Below are 17,657 nucleotides of genomic sequence, written 5' to 3' on the forward strand. Positions count from 1 at the left end.
CCCACATCGAAGAGCCTAAACTGCTTAGGCCGTTCTGCACAGGGGCGGATCGGACATCAGCGGCTCACCGCACGTCTGATCGAGCCACCCTTCGTCGCCCGAAGGGTGGTCTTGCTTGGCGCGGCCCAGTCAGTGCCTGACGTGCTCGAACACGACGATCACGCCGGTCGGCTCCGGTTCGTGCGCCATCAAGCGGGTCAGATCGGCATCACTCCAGTCGGCGAGGCTGACGACTTCGCCGGTCTCGCGCTCCGCGCCGAGCGACGGGGTCGGCTCGAGAACTTTCAGGCCCATCTCGTCGACGAAGAAGGTGTGGTCGCCGAACATGCTGTTGAGCTGGGGAATGGCGGGATGCTCATCGGGCAGCACCTGGGCCCCGAGCTGGTTGACGGTCTGCTTCACCTGTTCGGATGTGAGCTTCATGAGCTGCTCCGTTCTGTCTGTTCATGGAACTGAGCGGGCGCCTGTACCGCCTGGCTCAAACTCCCGAACGGGTGCTGCGCACAAATGTTCCTGCGAAAGTCAATTCGTGATCGCGCGTTTCATCTGCCGCGCGGACGGCGCAGGATCGCCACACGATGCCCACGATCCGCCCGATCATGCGTGACTTCGCCGTGAACTAGTGCTCGATCCTGTTCTCGCCAACCGAGAGGGCGCAGATGCGTGACAGATAGGTGTAGGGCAGACCGGTCTCCTCGGCCCAGGCATTGAACTGCGCCTGCACCTTTGCGAGATCGCCCTTCGACTTGACCTCTTCGGCGATGTCGAGACCGGCATCGCGCAAGCAAGCGACGACATCCCGCGATGTCACAAAACCGTCCCAGCCGACGAAACGCAGCAGCATCTGGCCGGTGTTGCCGCCGAGTCGGGAGCCGCGCTTGCCGAGCAGATCGAGCAGGCCGATCTGGTTGGAGGGCGGCCATTTCGCCAGGAACTTGCCGAAGCTGCCGTGCTCTGTCGCGATCTCCTGCACGAAGGCTGCATTGTCGCGCACCGACATGATCTTGGCGCCATTGCGCACGATCCGCGCGTCGCGCAGCAGGGCTTCCCAATAATCCTCTGGCTGGAAGCTGAGCTTGCCCGGCTGGAAACGCAGGAACGCGTCTTCGAAACCGTCCCATTTCGCCTCGATCACGTTCCAGGTAAAGCCTGCGCAAAACACCCGCCGCGTCATCTCGGCGAGAATGCGGTCGTCGCCGAGTCTTGCCAGACCCTTCAGGCCGGGCTTGTCAGGCATCAGCTTCTCGAGCGCCTTGGGCCCGCCCTTGCGCTTCTCTGCGCGGGCACGAATGGTTTTGAAGGACGTCATGCGATCACTCACGAATGGTGGTGCTCCACGACATCAGAATTCAGCGATGCGGTCCAGCCTCACGCCCGCGAGAGCGACGGCACCTCCTTTGGCATGATGGCCTTGAGGCCGCCGAAGCGGCGCTCGCGGCCGTGGAAGGAGGCCAGCGCAGCGGCGAGATCACTTGCATCGAATTCCGGCCACATCCGCTCGGTGAAATGCAGCTCGGCATAGGCGCCTTCCCAGAGCAGGAAGTCCGACAGGCGCTTCTCGCCCGAGGTACGGATGATGAGATCGACGTCGCGCAAGCCTGCCTCGCCGGTGACGAGCTGTGAGAAGGCTTCGCGGGTCAGGCTGGTCAGCGCAGCCGCCTTCGCCGCCGCATTCAGGATGGCGTCGCGCGCGGAATAGTCGACGGCGATGCGCAGATTCAGCGTGGTGCCGTGGGCGGTGGCCCCCTCCGCGCGCGCGATGGCATTGGCGATACCATCCGGCAGCCGGTCGCGGCGGCCGATGACGTTGAGGCGGACACCGTTCTTCGCGAGGCTCTGCACCTCATTGGCGAGATAGAAGCGAAGCAGCGTCATCAGCGCGGCGACCTCGGCCTTGGGCCGGCGCCAATTGTCCGTCGAGAACGCATAGAGCGTCAGCGTGCCGATGCCCTGCTTGGGCGCGGCCTCGACGATTCGCCGAATCGTCTCCACCCCGGCCTCGTGGCCGCGCACGCGCGACAGACCGCGCCGCGTCGCCCATCGCCCGTTGCCGTCCATGATGATGCCGACATGAAGTTTTTCGTTGTGGCACGTGATCTCACTTTGCATCGCAAAGTCTCCAGTCAAAAATGGGGGACAGGTCAGGTCGGGAGAATGCCGAGACGGCCGAGCGGCGAGGCTTCGCGGCCCGCGGCCTTGGCGGCGTCGCGGACCAGCCGCTCGAGCACCGCGAGATAGTCGAGGAAGCGGCGCCGGCCGGTCTTGGTCAGACGGCAGGTGGTGTGCGGGCGATTTCCTTCATAGCCCTTCGTGACCTCGACGAGGCCAGCCTCCTGGAGCACCGCGAGGTGCCGGCTGAGATTGCCGTCGGTAAGGCCGCAGAGCTGTTTCAGGTCGGCGAACGCAAGCCCCTTCGGGTGAGCCATCAACGAGGTCAGAAGCCCAAGCCTCGCCTTCTCGTGGATCACACGGTCGAGCCCCTCATAAGAGAACGGCGCACTGTCACTCTTCGACATCATTGTCTCCGGACGCGAAATACAGAATCGCCGCCATGACCGATTGGCCGATGACGAAGGGTAGGCCCATGGTCCAAGGCGACAGCATGTGGGTCCGGCTCGCAAGCGCCACGACCACGAAACCCGAGATGAAGTACCAGGCCCCGGCGAATGCCACGCTGCGCGGCAGCCAACGGACAGAGGCGAAGATGCCGAGCGACACCAGGATCTGCCATAGCCCCGGGAGCAGCCACAGCGTCTCCGCGGCGAACTTCCACATCACCACCGCAAGCAGGACACCCGCGACGCCCGCGGGCAGGAACTGCTCGACGGCCTGATGGATCATGGCGTCGGCAAGACCCGAATGATGGCGGCGCGAGCGCGCGCGCATCTCGATCCAGATGATCAGGCCGGACAACGCAGCCGCGATGAACCAGCCGAAGAAGAAGCCGAGCGGCTCGCCGGTGGGATCGCGGAGCAGCCAGAATTGCAGGATGGCGGTGACAAGCGCCACAGCTCCGGTCGCCGCCATCGTGGCCGGACCATAGCCGCGGAACGCCGTGCCGGCCGCAATCTGGCTGCGGATCGCCACGATGTCGGCCAGTGCCTTGTCGAGATCGCGCATTGGCAACGCCAAAACTCTGCTCCACCCACGCCCCGCGGCGGCTTTTCCGATCACTTTGTAACGCAAAGTATACCGCTTCACAAAGTTAAAGGCAAGTCCGAAAGTCCCCGGCAGGTCCCGGGCGCTTCCCGCAACTGTTGGTTGCACAACACGCGAGCACGCAGGTAAGATGAGGTCAAAGCAGTTCGGGGGAAGTTATGCGGTTGACGTCGTTTGTTGCTGCGGCGCTGTTGCAGCTTGGTTTTGCGGGGTTGGCACACGCGGCGGGGCCGTTCGGCTCAGTCAATGTCGGCAACTGGATCGGAGGCGCCTTCAGCAACGATCAGACCGGCGCCTTCTCCCATTGCGCCGCAACGACGCCGTATGCGAGCGGTGTCAGCCTGGTCGTGAGCCAAAATGCCGCCGGCACATGGTCGCTCGCCTTTGCGAGCCCCAACTATCACTTCAACAAGGGCGAGAGTGCCGCGATCGACGTGACCTTTGACGGGCAGGAGCAAGCCAGGTTGTACGCCACGGCCTACCAGCCCAACATGCTCACTGCCATTTTGCCGCCGAATGTCGTGCGTGCGTTCCAGAAAGCGAGCCTGATGGTGGCGACGGCCGGCAGCGCCGTTCTGAATTTTAACCTCACCTCGACCGGACCGGTGATCGCTGCATTGGCCAATTGCGTGACCAAGGTGAAGGCCGACGGCCTCGACAAGGCCGGCGACTTCACCAAGGGTGCCGCCAAGCCGGCCGTCACGGCGGACAAGCAGGCGTCACCGGCGGCGGGCAAGCCCGCCAAAGGCACCAAGAGCAGTTCCGGATTTGGCACCGGCTTCGTGGTCAGCGCGAGCGGCCACATCGTCACCAACAACCACGTGATCGAAGGTTGCAGCGAGCTCAAAGGAAATCTCACTGGCCAGGCAGCGATGTTATTGCGCGTGGTGTCTGCCGACGTGAACAACGATCTCGCTCTTTTGCAGGCGCCGTCGACGGCGACATTCAACGAGTATGCCCGGATCCGTGACCGCTCCTTCCGCTCCGGCGACTCTGTCGTTGCAATCGGCTTTCCCTATCACGGCTTGCTCACGTCCGACTTCACCGTGACGACCGGGATCGTGAGCTCGCTCAGCGGCATGCGCAACGACACGCGATTCCTGCAAATCAGCGCACCGGTGCAGCCCGGCAACAGCGGCGGCCCGCTGTTCGACACCAGCGGTCAGATCGTTGGCGTGGTCACCGGCAAGCTCCCCGGATTGCGCATTGCCGCGCTGACAGGCGACATCCCCGAGAACATCAACTTCGCGATCAAGACCGGCGCGCTGCGCGATTTCCTCGACAATTCGGTGGTGCCATACCAGACGGCCGAGCCGAAGGGCGAGCTCAAAACCACCGAGATCGCCGGCAACGCCCGCGCCTATACGATGCTGATCTCGTGCAAAGGCACGGAAGAGGCCGACGCGAAGAAGTAGCCGCCGTCACAGGTGGCAGCACGCGCTGTTTGCCTGCGACTCGTATTGGTCGCGCAGGCGGACCCAGTCCATCGGATAGGGCAGGCCTTCCTCGTGTCGGCCGAGCGGAGTGAGGTCGAGATATTGATAGGCCGCGTTCATCATGTCGAGGCCGCGGGCGAAGCAGGAATAGGTGTGAAAGATCTCGCCTGCCTCGTCGCGAAAGAACACGCTGATGCCGGGCAGCTCCGGGCCGTAGAACGGCGTGGTGCCGAAATTGTATTTCGGCACGCCCCGATCAATCTGCTCGCGCGTGAACGAGACTTCGTAATCGTAGTTGAAGTCGTTGCGGCCTGACGACACCCAATCGAAACTCCAGCCCATCCGTTTTTTGAACGCCTCGAGCTTCGAGACCGGGGCCAGCGAGATCGCGACCATGGTGGTGTCGCGCGCCGCCAGATGCGGCACCATGCGCTCGAAGCCATCGGCCCAGAACGAGCAGCTCTTGCAGGCAGCTTCCCAGTCCGGCGCGAACATCACATGCTGAACCACGAGCTGCGGGCGGCCCTTGAAGAGGTCAGCCAACGTCGCCTGGCCGTCCGGGGCGTCGAAGATGTAGCTCTTGTCAACCTTCACCCAGGGTAATGCGCGGCGCTCCTCGGCGAGGCGCTCGCGTGCCTGTGAAAACTCCTTCTCGCGCGCCAAATGGACCTTGCGAGCCGCGACCCATTGCTCGCGCGAGACGATCTGATGTTGCTGCATGATATCCTCCTCTGTCCGGATCAGCCGATGAAGGCGTCGAGCTTGTCGAAGAACGAGTCCCAGCCACGCCGATGGTTGTCGCGTGCAGTTTCGTCGAAGAACTGAGCGTGATGAAAAATCATCAGCGTGCCGGCACTGTCGGGCTTCAGCGTGATCGTCACCAACGATTCGCGCTCCGGTGTCGAATGCCAGGCCCAGGTGAAGACCAGCCGCTCATTCGGTACGACCTCACGGTAGAGGCCGCCCGCCTCGAAATATTCGCCGTCGTCGCGCGTGAACGAGATGCGGTAGCGGCCGCCGGCGCGGACGTCGAGTTCGGCGTTCAGCGTCGCCGGCTTCATGCTCGGCGGCCCGAACCATTGCACTAGCTGCGCGGCTTGCGTCCAGGCGGCGAAGACCTTTTCCGGCCGCGCGCGGAGCCGGCGTGTGAGCGTGAGGCTTGGGCCTTCGTTTGCGCGTCCGGCGACGTTGGCGACGGCGTTGACCATGGTTTGTCCTCCACAAAGGCGGCAAGGCGGTCGAAACTCTCGGACCAGAATTGGGCATAGCGATTGAGCCAGTCCATCGCCTGCTCCATCGGCTGCGCGGTGAGCCGGCAGGAAACCGTGCGCCCGGTCTTCTCCCGCACGATCAGGCCTGCATCCGTCAACACGTCGAGGTGCTTCATGATCGCCGGCAGCGAGATCGAGAAGGGCGCGGCCAGCTCGCTCACGGACAGGCTATCCTTTTCGCCGAGGCGGGCCAGCAATGCGCGCCGCGTCGGATCCGACAATGCCGCAAAGGTGCGATCAAGCGTCTCGTCTTGATACTTAACCATAAGGTTTAGTATAGGCGCTGACGTCAGCCCGTCAAGCAGGAACTCGCGCAACAGGAAAGCCCCGCCTTGCGGCGGGGCTCAATTCCCGGTCGATCTAGGAAACGCTACTCGACCTTGAGGCCGGCGAACTCGACGACTTTCTTCCACTTGGCGGTCTCCGCCTCGATCTGCTGGCCGAACCCCTCCGGCGTCAAGACGAGCGGATCGCCGCCAAGATCGACCAGGCGCTTGGTCATGTCGGGCTCCTTCAAGATCGTGTTGATCTCGTCGTTGAGCTTGGCGATCACGTCCTTGGGCATGTTCTTCGGCGCGCCCATGCCGAACAGCGCGCTTGCCTCATAATCCTTCACGGTCTCGCCGATCGCCGGCACGTCGGGAAGCTGTGGCGAGCGCTGCGCGGTGGTGACGCCGAGCGCGCGCAGCGAACCGGAGCGGATGTGCTGGATGATCGATGGCATGTTGTCGAAGATCACCTGCACCTGTCCGCCGAGCATGTCGGTGATCGCGGGCGCCGCGCCGCGATAGGGCACGTGCTGCATCTTGCAGCCGGTCATCGCCATGAACATTTCGCCGGACAGATGCACCGAGGTGCCGTTGCCGGAAGAGGCCATGTTCACTTTGCCGGGATTGGCTTTCACGTAATCGATGAACTCGGCAACGGTCTTAGCAGGCACGTCCTTGTTGACGGTCATCACGTTCGGCACGCGCTGGAAGGCGGCGATCGGCGCGATGTCGCGAACGAAGTTGAATTTGAGATTGGTGTAGAGCGTCGAGTTGATGTAGTTCGCCGGATTGACCAGCAGCACGGTGTAGCCGTCTGGCTCGGCATTCACGACGGATTCGGTGCCGATGTTGTTGCCGGCGCCCGGCTTGTTCTCGATCACGAATTGCTGGCCGAGCCGCTCCGACAGCCGCTGGCCGATCAGGCGGGCGAGAATGTCGGTTGCACCGCCGGGCGGATAGCCGACCACGAACTTCACCGGCCGGGACGGATAATCCGCCGCGAAGGCTTTCGACAGCGGGCTGGCTGCAAGCGGCGTGGCGGCGAGCAGGCCGAGCGCGGAACGGCGGGTGATCATCTCGAGGGTTCTCCCAAGTGTTGTTCTTGATAGCGGCGTCGGCGGCGTTGTAACAAAGCCCGCTATGCACCGGAAGTCCGCAAGCGCTGGCGAGCGGCAAAGCGCCGCGGATGTCGCTCCAGTTCATCAACAGAAGATCGATGTCCGGCCGCGCGACGGCGGCGTCGGAGGATTAGCGTCGCTGGAGACGGCGGCGAAGGCGGAACTCAGGAAGCCGGTCGAGTGACGGCAGCCGGATCAGAACGATCCCAGCGCCACCGGCCGGAACGCCTGCAGCAGCTGCTGGTCCAGCTTGCCGCCCATGCCTTCCATCATCGTGAAAGCACGCGAGTGCGTGAACGGCATGCGGTAGGCGCGCTTCTCGACCAGAGCCGCATAGATGTCGACGATCGTCGTCAGGCGCACGATGTCGCTGATCTGGTTCGACGACAGCGCGTTGGGGTAGCCGGAGCCGTCGAGGAATTCATGGTGATGCAAGACGACGTCGAGCATCTCCGGCGGGAAGCCGCCTTGGGCTGCGAGCGCGTCATAGCCGCGGCGCGGATGCTGTCGAACCTCGGCCATCTCCTCGTCGGTGAGCTTGCCGGCCTTGTCGAGCAAATGAGAGGGAACGAAGGCCTTGCCGACATCGTGCAGCAGCGCGGCGCGGGTCAGCCGGCGCTGGTCGTCCTCGCGCATGCCGAGGTGCTGCGCGAAGGCGACCGCAAAGCCGGTGACGAACAGGCAGTGCCGGTAACTGCCGACATGATGGCAGCCGACGGTGGTGAGCCATTCGCGCAGCGAGGAGTGCTTGATCGCCTTCAGGATCTTGTTCTCGGCGGCGATGACGTCGTCGAACGTCAAGGGGATGCCGAGCGGCAGCTTCTCGAACATCTTCTTCAGCACCGTATGCGCCGCCTCGACGCCGCGGTTGAGCGTCTTGCCGCGATCGGTCGCGTCATAGGTCGCGGTATCGGGGAATGCAGCGCGGATGCGCTGGAGGATGTCTTCCGGCTGCAGCGGTCGCGAGATGGTGTCGGTGGCGCCCAGCGCCCAGGCCTGCATGGTGCCGTGGTGCAGGGCGTCCGCCAGCACGAACAGCCGCGGCATGGAACGATAGGCGTCGCCCCGCAGCTTGTTGCGCACCCGCTGCACGCTCTCGGGCGAGCGCAGGTTGATGTCGACCACGAGGCCGGAGAGCGCGCGTGACGGCTGCTCGGGGATCTCCTGCGTCGAGACCGTCGCGACGTCGCCGACCGCCTTCAAGATGCTGGCGAGCTCGCTGCTCTGGTCGCTGCGATCCGAAGCCAGCAGAAGCTGGCGTTTGGTGGCGGATTTGGCTGGCGCGTTCATGGCTTCCCCAAAAGCACGGGAGGGTATTTGGCATCAGCCTAAGCCGGATCAGGTTCTCCGGCCCTTAAGAGGCATGCTCAACGGAGGCTGCCGGAATTCCACGCAATTTTACGGATCGCCTCCCCACGAACGCGAAAACAACCCCATGCGCAGTAGAGCGGCCCTTGAAAACACTGGCTTTTTCGCAACAAAAATCCGCCGGAGGTCGCCCTCCGGCGGATCGTTCTTGGTGCGGCAGGACGCCCCGCCTTACGCCTTCATCGCCCCCTTCACGGCCTCCGCCGTGATCGGCAGCGCGCGGACGCGGGCGCCGGAGGCATTGAAGATGGCGTTGCCGATGGCGGGCGCGACGACCGTCACCGCCGGCTCGCCGACGCCGGTGGCCTTCTCGCCATTGGCGATCACGGCGACCGCGACCTCCGGCATCTGGCTCATGCGCAAGGGCGTGTAGCTATCGAAATTGGTCTGCTCGATGCCGCCGTCCTTCAGCGTCGCCTTCTCGTACAAGGCCAGCGACAGGCCCCACAGCGCCGCACCCTCGACCTGGGCGCGGATGTTGTCGGGATGCACCTGCGTGCCGACATCGGTTGCGACCGTGAGCTTCTTCACGGTCACCTCGCCTGAGGGCGCGACAGCAACATGCGCGACGCATGCGGTCCAGCTTGCGGTCGCACGTTCCTGTGACGACACGCAGGCAACGCCCATGCCCTCACCCTTCGGCAGCTTCTTGGTGCCGTAGCCTGCAAGGCCCATCGCGGCGAGCAGCGTGTTGCGCAACCGCTGCGCGCCGCCGTCGTTCTTGCCCGCGCCGTCGAGCAGCGAGATGCGATACTGCGCCGGATCCTTGCCGGCCGCGACCGCGATCTCGTCGATCATGCTCTCGACCGCCCAGAAGGTCCAACCCGGCGCCACCGAGCGGAGCTGGCCCGACGGAGTGGCGTTGTGCGCCATCTCGTTCTTGATCGCGCGCACATTGTGGTTCGGCACGGTGTAGAAGAAGTCCGAACCGTTCACGGTGAACGCGTCGAGCGGGCCCTTCTTGTCGACCGAAGGCGACAGGAAGTCGGGGATGCCCCAGCGCTGGGTCGGCCACGCCGAGACGACGTCGTGGCTGAGCGCGACGAGCTTGCCGTCGCCGTCAATGCCGGCCTTCACTTTCTGGTAGGTGAGCGGACGCGAGAAATCCATCGTCATGTCGTTCTCGCGCGTGTAGATCACCTTCACCGGCTTGCCGACGGCCTTGGCCGCCTGCACTGCCGGCACCATCATGTCGGCATCTAGCCTGCGGCCGAAACCGCCGCCGAGCCACATCTGGTGCATCACCACGAACTTCGGATCGATCCCGGCAGCACCCGCCGCAATCGCGCCGGAGCGCGTCGCGAACTGATTGCCGGAATAGATGTGCAGGATGTCGCCCTTGAACTCCGCAGTGGCGTTCATCGGCTCCATCGGCGCATGGATGTTGATGCTGGTGGTGTATTCCGCCTCAAGCACCTTCGCCGCCGTGCCGAGCGCGGCGCCGACATCGCCATCCTTGACGAAGAACTGGCCGGAATCGTCGAGGCCCTGAAGCCGCTTGGCCTCATCGAGCAGCGACTCGCTCGACAGCTTTGCATTCGGCCCGCCGTCATAGCTGACCTTCAGCGCTGCCGCGGCCTTCTTCGCGTTGGCATAGGTATTGGCGACCGCAACGACCCAGCCCGTCGTGGTCTGGGTCTTGTCGTCGAGGGTGACGGCCTTGATGAAGCCCGGCACCTTCTTCGCATTGCTGTCATCGACCGATTTCACCGTGGCGCCATAGCGCACCGGCGGCGTCACCACCGCGCCATAGACCATGCCCGGGATCATCACGTCGATGCCGTATTTGGCCGTGCCGTTGCTCTTGGAGGGGATGTCGAGCTGCGGCACCGACACACCGATCATGGTGTATTGATCCGGCGTCTTCAGCTTGATCGCCTTCAGCTCGTCGGGCGTGAAGGTTTTCGTTGCCTTGCCGCTCCTGACGACATCGGCGAACGACATCTGCTTCTTCGACTTGGCATGCGAGATCACGGAATCCCGCACCACGAGCTCGGAAGCCGGCACGCCCATCGCAGTGGCCGCGCCTTCCGTCAACGCCATGCGTCCGGCCGCACCCGCCCGGCTCATCGCGTCGAAGTTCATCATGGTCGACCAGCTGCCGCCGGTGATCTGCGCCCCGAGGACCGGATCGTTGAACTTCGGATCGTTGGAGGCGAGATTGACCCGCATGTCACTCCACTTCGCACCCAGCTCCTCGCAGACGATCTGCGCCATGGTGGAGGCGATGTGCTGGCCCATGTCGGCCTTGCCGCAGGTCACGGTGACCAGGCCATCGGGCGAGATCGCATACCAGACGCTCGGCTCGAAATTGGCCGGCGCCGCGGCGAGCGCTTCACCAATGCCGGGCACGCCGGCATAGCCGAGCACGAGGCCGGCGGCGGCGGTGCCGACCAGGAAGGAGCGGCGGCTGAGCTCCGTCGTCTCGGCTGTGATGGTCTTCACGTGCTCGTTCATGTGGGCCTCCGCTCGTTGCCGGCGGCGGATGCGGTGCGCATCTCGGTGGCGGCGCGCATGATTGCCTTCTGGATCCGCGAATAGGTCATGCAACGGCAGAGATTGCCGTCCATATGCGCCACGACCTCTTCCTTGGTCGGATTGGCGTTCTTCGCCAGCAGCGAAGCCGCCTGCATGATCTGCCCGGACTGGCAATAGCCGCATTGCGGCACCTGCTCGGCGATCCATGCCTTCTGCAGGGGATGGTCACCCTTGGCGGAGAGGCCTTCGATGGTGGTGATCTTCTTGCCGGCGACGTCGCCGACCATGGTCTGGCACGACCGTACGGCCTCGCCGTTGACGTGCACGGTGCAGGCACCGCACAGGCCGGCACCGCAGCCGAATTTCGTGCCGGTCATCTGCAATTGTTCGCGGATGGCCCAAAGGAGCGGCGTGTCGTTTGCCGCGTCCACGGACATACTCCGCCCGTTGATCGTGAGCGTTGGCATAGGCGTCTTCCCCTGCCGGTGCAATGAAGCCGCTTACGGCGGCGACTTGAATGGCGGACGCCCACCGGGCTGGCCTCCGCCTTGCGCGGACAATGATCGGGTTCGTGCGCGGAGGCAAATGCAATTTGGAATCGATCGAAACAATGTCGGCAGTCGCTTGTTGTGCGTTGCCACAACGGCGCTGACGTTAGCGACTGGACACAAACAGGCAGCGTGGCGAGACATGCATCCATCGCAACCGTGACGGTTTCCTCCAAGTAACCTTGCGGCCAACCGGTTGAACAGGTGGCGCATAGACCGAACACGTCCGGTAGATCACGCCAAGCTGGTCCCTGATCGCAATATCCAGAGGATACCGTTGAGGACACGACGGTCGTTTACCAGAGGAGCGCCACGCGGCTTGTTCGGCAGCCTCGGCCTGATCGCGGTCAATCACGGCCCGCGAGTTCTTCGCACTGCTCGAATGTCCAGTTTTGGAATTTTGCGGAACGAACATCCGGCCAGGGCAAATCAAGAAAGCACTCAAACTTGATGCACCGGATTACGCCGGACAATACTTCGCGGCTGGCGCGCCCTTCATTTCCTGATAACTTTGGCCGCACAAGTGCATTTGCGAGATCTTGCTACTCTTGAACCGGAGCTGGCATGTGGATGCGCTACACACGGTCTTTGCCGGTTTCAGCCGCAGCCCTGCTGCTCTTGCCTGCCTGCCATTCACCAGCATCCGCTTTCGGCGCTCTGGCAAGTCGGGACCCTCCCTGGAGCTCGGAACGTATCGATCGTTTGCCGCCCGAGATTCGAACCGCCGTCACGCGCATGTGCGGGAATGAGACGCGCGCCGCCCACTATTTTGCGACGTTCTTGGACAATTCACGGATCATAAAGCTGCACTTCGAATATCTGCAGTGCGATGAAGCGCGGGTTTGCAGGACCAGCAATTGCCTGCGGCAAGTATACATCTCAAGGGGCGGTCGTTACCGGCTCCAGCGAAGCTACTACGGCGGTGACTGAATGCCATTGGTTCTGACATCGCGTCGGAGCGCGAGCATATTGGCCAGCCAGCCCCGCAGAACAGCTCAGTGATGGAAGCTGATCGGGACGTTGTAAGTCTCGAGGTCGCCCGGCTTTTCGGACGGAAAGGCTGGGAAAGGACTGGCTCGACGGAGGATCGCGAGGGCCTCCTGGTCGAGCACTTTGTGGCCCGACGATTTCGTCACCTCGCTTCGCGTCACGTCACCCTTGCGGTTCAGCACGAAGCGAACAACGACCGTGCCCACCTCACCGCGTGCCGCAGCGGGATAGCGTTTGAAGCGTTCCAGATGACCGGCAACGAGAGCATCAAAGCGGTTCGAAGCGGCTTGCGTAAACTGACCGACCCGCTCGCTGTTCGGCGGCGCGCGGGTTTCCGGGGCGGGCGGCGGCGCTTCCGGCTTGGGCTCCTCGACCCGCTTGGGCTCGGATTTCGGCAGCGTCACGTCAGCTTGTTGTTGCGGCGGCGGTGGCACCTCCTGCTCGATCTTCTGCTCCTCGGGCTTGGGCGGCTGCCTTGGCGCTTCCTCGGCCTGCTGCATGGCCGGTCCGACCGCCAGATCCTGCGTCTGAACCTGGGGCGAAGAGGCCTCCATCGGCGCAAGCGAGACGGCGATGGCCGGAATGATCGTAGGCGGGGCCGGCCGACGCGCGTACCACAGCGCGATCGAGGCAAGGATCGCCACATGCGCAGCCACAACGATGCACGCCGCCAGGGTCCAGCGCGAAATTCCCCGCTTGTCCGGCAAGTGTAGTGCGAATGCGTTCATGGTTTCTGCGCCGGCGTCTCCAGTCCGACCAGCGCCAGCTTGAGATAGCCGGCGTCGCGCAGAACGTTCATGATCCCCATCAGTTCGCCGTAACTGAGCGCCTTGTCGCCGCGGATGAAGATCGTCTCATCCTTGTGCGCGCCGGTCGCCGTGTCGAGCGTGGTCGCGAGCTCATCGCGCGATGCGGTGACGTCGCCGACGGCGATCGTCCCATCCGACTTGATGGTTACGAACACCGGCTTGTCCGGGCGCGGCTGCTCGGGAGCGGTGCTGGCCGGCAGATTGACGCCGATGTCGACGGTTGCGAGCGGCGCAGCCACCATGAAGATGATGAGCAGAACCAGGATGACGTCGATGAACGGCGTGACGTTGATCTCGTGCTGGATCTCGAGATCTTCGCTGGCCTTGGAACCGAGTCGAATGGCCATGGCCTACTCCGCCGCCCGGAACCGCATCGACGCCGGGGCATTCGCACCGCGGCTGATCATGAGAAGAAGCTGCGCCGAGGCATCGCCGAGCAATACCTTGTAGCCGCTGATCACCCGCGCAAGATGGTTGTAGATGACGACCGCGGGGATCGCCGCGACCAGGCCGACCGCCGTGGTCAGCAGCGCCTCGGCAATGCCGGGCGCGACCACGGCGAGATTGGTGGTATGGGCCTCGGAAATGCCGATGAAGGAGTTCATGATTCCCCATACAGTGCCGAACAGGCCGACGAAGGGCGCCGTGGCGCCAATGGTCCCCAGGATGCCGACGCCATGCGACACTTGCCGGGTCATTGCCGCCTCGACGCGCTCCAATCGCAAGGCGACACGCTCCTTGAGCCCGTCATCGACGATGAAGCCGGAAAGTTCGGCCTCGCGCGCTGTGGAAAGCACGAGCTGCGCCACGGCATCCCGTGCGCCCTCGCAGTCCCGAAGCGCCTCCGACAATTGCGGGCCGCTTTCCAGCATCTTCAGCCGTCGCCGCACGCGCCTGGCTGCCAAGCGCAGCTCGATGGTCTTGGCGAGCCAAATCGTCCAGGTCACGAGCGAGGCAAAGGCGAGCCCGATCATCACCGCCTTCACGACAATGTCGGCATTCACAAACATGCCCCATGGCGACAAATTTCGCGGCAACAGCGGATTTGGGGCGTCACTCTGGGCCAGCGCAGCGGTGGACGTCGCCAGCAACGCGACGAGGGCACTTGCAGGCGCGAGCAGCCGTGCCAGGCCGTGGGCTGCGGTCCGTGATTTGCGATCGGTGTGACGCATCTGGTTCTCGTCTCTATCGTAGTTTCGCATCGCTTCGCTCAAAGCTTCTGGGACATGCCGAAGAAGAAGCCTCGGCGCGGCCCGAATTGCGGGGCGAACACGCCGATGCCGGATCCGTCCCGGATTTCGTAAACCGTGTCGAACAGGTTGACGACGTCGAAGCGCAACGTCGTCGGCTTCTTGTCGTCGAACCATTTGAATTCGTGCGAGACGCCGAGATTCACCTGCGAATACCATGGAAGCGACGAGGTGTTGGCGAAACCGCTGCGCAGGCCGCTGCCGTAGAGCACGTCCATCGAAAGACGAGTGCCATTGTCCCACTTGTACGATGCGCCCGCCGACCCCGAGACCCACTGGGAGTGATCGGTGTAGACGTAGTGACTGGCGATGTAGGCAAGCTCGTCGGCACCGAACAAGAACTGGTTCGACACGACGTTGGTCGCAATTTGTCGCGCATAAGCGATGTTGGCATAGGCGCGGAAATGCGTGTCGCTGTATTTCGCCGAAAGCTCGACACCGTAATTGTCGCCCTTTTCGTAGTTGAACGCGGTCAGCACGTAGGCGGCGCCGAACTGCCCATCATCCAGCAGGTCCCTCGCCATCTTGTAGTAGCCGTCCACGCCGACTTCGAGACCCGGCAGGAGCTTCTGCGTGACGCCGACGTCGAAATAATGCGAACGCTCGGGGCGAACCGGATCGGCGAGGTTCACCTCCGGCTGCTGCGTGGTGTTTTGCACCAGGCCGAGGTTGGTCGGTGCCGCCAGCACGAGCTGTGGCGGCGTGAAATACCTGGCATAGCCGGCGTGGAACACCGTGCCGTCCCACGGGGTATAGCTCATGCTGATGCGCGGGCTGAGCTGGTTCGCATCCGTGTACTGCATCATCTGATCGAACCGCAGCCCGTAGTTCAGAGTGATCCGGTTCGTCACCTTCCATTCGTCGCCAATGTAGGTTCCGAAGAGAAAACCGGTCTTGCTGCTTTGATCGAGCACGTTGAAGGGAGCATCGAACGGCGCCCCGGTCACGTCGAGGGGGAGCAGAACCGACCCGTTGCCCACGAACGCATTCTCGGCACTGACCGTGAAGCCTGCGTGCAATGTATGAGCGTCCGAGACGCGGTAAGCCGCATCGGTCTGAACGCCGTGGGTGAGGCTGCTACGGTAGACATCCGACGCCACGCCATTGAAGACGAGATCGCCGATGACATCCGGCACGAAATGAACGCTGCTGTAGCGGTTGAAATAGGATGTCTGCAGATCCAGCCCGTTGCTGGAGTATTGCAGCGCCAGCACGTTGAATGAATTGAACTCGCGCTGGTTCTCGTTGAGATTGGCGGAATTGAAGTCGGACACGCCAAAGGCCGTGTACTGAGGCGTCTGGCTGGGATTATTGGGAATCTGGAAGCGACTGTTGGAGACACCGCCCATGTAGACGATCCGCGTGGTGGGATCGACGACAGTGGAGAGGTAGGCAAACCCCTTGCCCTGGTCGGTATGATCGTGGATCGCGTTGTTGGAGGGGGTCGGATTTTCCAGGCCGAGATTGCTGCCGAAGTAGCGCCCGGAGACGAAATATCGGGTGTTGCCGACCGTACCACCCCATTCGGCATAGGGCGTGATGGTCTCGTGGCTGCCGCCATAAATGCCGACCTTGCCGGTGTTGTCGAAGGCGCTCGACTTGGTCTGGATGTCGACCACGCCTGCGGTGCGCAGGCCGTATTGTGCCGGCAGCGCGCCGGTGATCAGTGCGAGATTGCCGACAATCCCGGTGTCGAGAATCTGGCCGAATGCACCGACGCCGTCGGGCAGCATGATGCCATTGATTCGATATTGAACATTGGCGTGCTCGTTGCGGACATGCAGATCGCCGCCGGCCGCGGAGTCCTGACTGACGCCGGGTGCCTGCAGCAACACGCGATCGAGCGAGGTATTCTCGCCTTGCGGCAGGGCCTCAATGGCCTGCTGCGTCATCTGATAGGAGCTCGTACCGGTCGGCGCCACAATGGTCTGGCGAGCTGCATCGAAATGCTGGTTCTGCTCGGTGACGACCTGAGCCTGCGTCGGCGCCGGCGGCTGGCTCCTGACGACAACCTGCGGAGTCGGCGGCTTGGGCGCCCGGCGCCGTTCGACCGGGGCGGCGACGCGCACCTCCGGCAAAGGCTTGCCGGTTTCCGCCTGCTCAGGTGCAGCCGGCGCAGGGGTGGCACTCTGCTGCGGCGTCTCCTGCGGCGCAGGGGTAGCGGCGGGCGCAGGGATTGCGTTCGACGGTTGCGGCTCCGCTGTGGCGGCTGGTTGAGGCGCCCTGTCTTGTGCCGGCGCTGCCGTGCCAGCAAGGGCGAGCAAGCTCAATGATGATACAGAGACCAGCGCTTTTCGGCGCTTCGACGTAAACTGAAGACCCATGACGGCCTGACCAGATCTGCACTTGAATTGCTACAAATGCCGTGCGGCCATCCCGAAAGGGAAAGGAGCTTGACCACTCGTGGTGGCGGGGCTCCGCACGCAGCGGCATAGCGGGCAAGAGGGTCAGGAAACGGGAGGACCGCGCGACTGGAATGGCGAGCGATGGAGCGCAATGACGAGGCGAATGGGCGTCGCTCTGCGGTCAACAGCGGTCTCGTCAAACTTCAGCAGGATTGCGGGCGGCGTCGGGGCCAAAGCGTTGGCCAGCGCAGCGGTCGCCACGCAAATCGGGCATAGATGGTCGGGGTGGGAGTCGCTGGAATGCCCCTGGGCCTTACCGTTGTCGGAGAGAGTAAGAGCGCCCACGATGGAACTGCGCTCCGACGCATTGCCCACGTGAACATGCCCAAAGGACAGCGCAAAGTTCACGGCAAGCGCGAAAAGCGCAAGCCATGAACCCAGTCTGGCACTATCCCGAAACCAGCGCATTTTGAGCGAGTTCTCATCCGCGCGGCGCCATCGCCGCGAGGACTTATCGTAGCCCATCGAAACCCGTCTTGAAAGGGCAAGGGATTTTCGAGAATCGGGCCTGGATGGCCGGCTCGGGGCGCCCGTTGACATGCAAATGTCCGAATGT

Annotated in this window: 18 protein-coding genes and 1 pseudogene; 1 reads left to right on the forward strand and 18 read right to left on the reverse strand. The window is 63.4% G+C overall.

Going from position 1 to position 17,657, the window contains the following annotated elements; genetic code table 11:
• Positions 1–129: 129 nt before the first annotated feature.
• The 5 genes from ACVWZ4_RS10715 to ACVWZ4_RS10735 form a co-directional block, all read right to left on the reverse strand.
• Entirely contained in the window at positions 130–423 is a 294-nt protein-coding gene (locus ACVWZ4_RS10715) for a hypothetical protein (RefSeq protein ID WP_456700665.1), read from the reverse strand.
• 196 nt (positions 424–619) lie between these two features.
• Positions 620–1,309 (reverse strand): DNA-3-methyladenine glycosylase I, encoded by a 690-nt coding sequence (locus ACVWZ4_RS10720; RefSeq protein WP_456740267.1) that lies wholly within the window; start codon positions 1,307–1,309, stop codon positions 620–622.
• A 59-nt stretch (positions 1,310–1,368) separates the two neighbouring features.
• Complete coding sequence (locus tag ACVWZ4_RS10725; RefSeq protein WP_456700663.1) at positions 1,369–2,109, reverse strand: di-trans,poly-cis-decaprenylcistransferase; 741 nt, start codon at positions 2,107–2,109, stop codon at positions 1,369–1,371.
• Between the two features lie 32 nt (positions 2,110–2,141).
• Positions 2,142–2,516: a transcriptional regulator gene (locus ACVWZ4_RS10730; RefSeq protein WP_456700662.1), complete on the reverse strand. Its 375-nt coding sequence runs from the start codon at positions 2,514–2,516 to the stop codon at positions 2,142–2,144.
• A complete protein-coding gene (locus ACVWZ4_RS10735) occupies positions 2,503–3,120 on the reverse strand; it encodes a hypothetical protein (RefSeq protein ID WP_456700661.1) in 618 nt (205 codons plus the stop codon). Before ACVWZ4_RS10735 ends, ACVWZ4_RS10730 begins: the two co-directional genes overlap by 14 nt.
• A 197-nt stretch (positions 3,121–3,317) precedes the next feature.
• Here ACVWZ4_RS10735 and ACVWZ4_RS10740 point away from each other — a divergent pair, with 197 nt between their 5' ends.
• A complete protein-coding gene (locus ACVWZ4_RS10740) occupies positions 3,318–4,574 on the forward strand; it encodes a S1C family serine protease (RefSeq protein WP_456736675.1) in 1,257 nt (418 codons plus the stop codon).
• A 6-nt stretch (positions 4,575–4,580) separates the two neighbouring features.
• On the opposite strand, the gene ACVWZ4_RS10745 is transcribed toward ACVWZ4_RS10740, so the two are convergent.
• From ACVWZ4_RS10745 to ACVWZ4_RS10805, 13 genes and pseudogenes are all read right to left on the reverse strand, one after another.
• On the reverse strand, positions 4,581–5,315 hold the full coding sequence (locus ACVWZ4_RS10745; protein WP_456740268.1) for a DUF899 domain-containing protein: 735 nt from the start codon (positions 5,313–5,315) through the stop codon (positions 4,581–4,583).
• A 20-nt stretch (positions 5,316–5,335) separates the two neighbouring features.
• Positions 5,336–5,680: an SRPBCC family protein gene (locus ACVWZ4_RS10750; protein WP_456700658.1), complete on the reverse strand. Its 345-nt coding sequence runs from the start codon at positions 5,678–5,680 to the stop codon at positions 5,336–5,338.
• Entirely contained in the window at positions 5,680–6,183 is a 504-nt protein-coding gene (locus ACVWZ4_RS10755) for an ArsR/SmtB family transcription factor (RefSeq protein WP_456740269.1), read from the reverse strand. The genes ACVWZ4_RS10750 and ACVWZ4_RS10755 overlap by 1 nt, the downstream gene beginning before the upstream one ends.
• Positions 6,184–6,236: 53 nt before the next feature.
• Positions 6,237–7,211: a Bug family tripartite tricarboxylate transporter substrate binding protein gene (locus tag ACVWZ4_RS10760; protein WP_456740270.1), complete on the reverse strand. Its 975-nt coding sequence runs from the start codon at positions 7,209–7,211 to the stop codon at positions 6,237–6,239.
• Positions 7,212–7,448: 237 nt separating this feature from the next.
• Complete coding sequence (locus ACVWZ4_RS10765; protein ID WP_456700655.1) at positions 7,449–8,543, reverse strand: HD-GYP domain-containing protein; 1,095 nt, start codon at positions 8,541–8,543, stop codon at positions 7,449–7,451.
• A gap of 249 nt (positions 8,544–8,792) precedes the next feature.
• A complete protein-coding gene (locus tag ACVWZ4_RS10770; RefSeq protein WP_456700654.1) occupies positions 8,793–11,078 on the reverse strand; it encodes a molybdopterin cofactor-binding domain-containing protein in 2,286 nt (761 codons plus the stop codon).
• Positions 11,075–11,566 carry a (2Fe-2S)-binding protein gene (locus tag ACVWZ4_RS10775; RefSeq protein WP_092231998.1) on the reverse strand — a complete coding sequence of 164 codons (492 nt, stop codon included), beginning with the start codon at positions 11,564–11,566 and terminating at the stop codon, positions 11,075–11,077. Before ACVWZ4_RS10775 ends, ACVWZ4_RS10770 begins: the two co-directional genes overlap by 4 nt.
• 281 nt (positions 11,567–11,847) lie before the next feature.
• Positions 11,848–11,998, reverse strand: a pseudogene (locus ACVWZ4_RS10780) (transposase); the annotation flags it as partial.
• 644 nt (positions 11,999–12,642) lie between these two features.
• The gene (locus ACVWZ4_RS10785; protein WP_456700653.1) at positions 12,643–13,365 is read right to left on the reverse strand and encodes an energy transducer TonB family protein; all 723 of its coding nucleotides are present in this window, start codon (positions 13,363–13,365) and stop codon (positions 12,643–12,645) included.
• Positions 13,362–13,793: a TonB system transport protein ExbD gene (gene exbD / locus ACVWZ4_RS10790; protein WP_456740271.1), complete on the reverse strand. Its 432-nt coding sequence runs from the start codon at positions 13,791–13,793 to the stop codon at positions 13,362–13,364. The genes ACVWZ4_RS10785 and exbD overlap by 4 nt, the downstream gene beginning before the upstream one ends.
• Positions 13,794–13,796: 3 nt before the next feature.
• Positions 13,797–14,618, reverse strand: coding sequence for a tonB-system energizer ExbB (gene exbB, locus ACVWZ4_RS10795; protein WP_456740272.1), 822 nt, complete (start codon positions 14,616–14,618; stop codon positions 13,797–13,799).
• Positions 14,619–14,656: 38 nt separating this feature from the next.
• Positions 14,657–16,765, reverse strand: a complete 2,109-nt coding sequence (locus ACVWZ4_RS10800; protein ID WP_456742204.1) for a TonB-dependent receptor — start codon at positions 16,763–16,765, stop codon at positions 14,657–14,659.
• Positions 16,766–17,143: 378 nt separating this feature from the next.
• Complete coding sequence (locus tag ACVWZ4_RS10805; RefSeq protein ID WP_456700650.1) at positions 17,144–17,566, reverse strand: DUF2946 domain-containing protein; 423 nt, start codon at positions 17,564–17,566, stop codon at positions 17,144–17,146.
• Between the last annotated feature and the right edge of the window lie 91 nt (positions 17,567–17,657).

The sequence above is a fragment of the Bradyrhizobium sp. USDA 4472 genome (assembly GCF_054058595.1).